Raw genomic sequence first — 1,344 nt, forward strand, 5'->3', positions numbered from 1 at the left:
CTCTTTTTTGGTAATTACTAAATCGCTTCAATGCTAGGTTCGGTAAAGGAAAAATAAGACGGTCTTAAATGGTGGTAAGTGCCAAATAATTCTTTGGTAATCAGGTAAAGAGTTTCTTTGAGATGGGGAAAAATTAATGTTTTTGTCAATGACAAGTCCTTCAGTACACAAATTGATGGCTATGGTGGCGTCATCTCGTCTTTGCAGTAAACTTTTCGGAAAATGTTCACGAGGTCACCCTTAACCGAGCTCATTCTTTTGACTTGGACGTTGGAAGTGTAGGTGCGCAAGTTTTGGGGTCAATACTTGCATTGCTCTTGCAGGGTGGCCTTTGCCTGCATGTTGGTATTCAAAATTATAAAAAATCAGTTTCAATTTCGTTGCCTTCTTTAATTTCATAACCTAGATAAAAATAAATCTTCAATTTGTTCAATAATTTGATTAAGGGGTGCGACAACTGTTAAGGAAAAATTTCAATCCTGGTAAAAGTAGGATCAATTTCTTCTTGGAGCAATTTGGCGTTTAGTTGGTTTCTTTGTCATTTCTTTCTTTTTGTAAAAGTGAAAATAATTTCTTTTAAAATGTTAATTAATTTTCTACAGCACTTTTTGAGCATGAGAGCTTTAGCTCTTGGGTAAGTTCAAACAGATGCCTTTTGCCTAAAAATTCTTTGTCTAAGGTCATTAATTGGTCTAAATCATGTTTGTTTTTTTTGTAAACTGGTGTGAAATTGTGCGGTTAGATTTTTGATTTTGGTTTGCATAAAAATGATAACACTTTTTCTTTATTTTGGAAATGAAAAATATTGGGTTGGGGTTAAAATTAAAAACTAAATTTGAATTATCAAGAATAATGTTTCCTTTAGTAAGTAACGATAGCCACATTCCTAAGGTAGCAGCTCTAATAAAACTCCTAAAGAAACGTTAAAAAGATCCTTTTTTAATCCTAAAATAAAATTACCTCCTAAAACATTCCTGCTACCATTGCTGTTAAATGTAGTTAGTGGTTTTGGTAAATATCTTTTTAGATAGGTTTACGCTTAAATAAATGGCTAATACAACAATGACAATAGAGTTAAAAAATAATGCAATTGCTTTAATAGTTTGCTAGCAAAAAAGGTTTTTAAGTAGCAAACTATTAAACAATTGCATGACAAAAACCACTCAACCTTTATGCAATATTTCTTGAAATACTATTTAGGATTAAAAAGTCTTTGGCCTTTCGGTAATTCAAATTTAGTAGTACCCAACCTATTTGTATTTTCACAAAATAAAGTGTTATCTGACAATTAGCAGCAGAATTTTAGACAAAAATATTTGAACACCCAAGAACTAAAAACCTTTA

Annotated in this window: 1 pseudogene; it reads right to left on the reverse strand. The window is 31.4% G+C overall.

Annotated features, from left to right (window positions below):
* Positions 1-711 (reverse strand): annotated as a pseudogene (locus ACEW7V_RS01145) (phenylalanine--tRNA ligase subunit alpha); the annotation flags it as partial.
* Positions 712-1,344 lie beyond the last annotated feature (633 nt).

The organism is Areca yellow leaf disease phytoplasma (assembly GCF_041920595.1).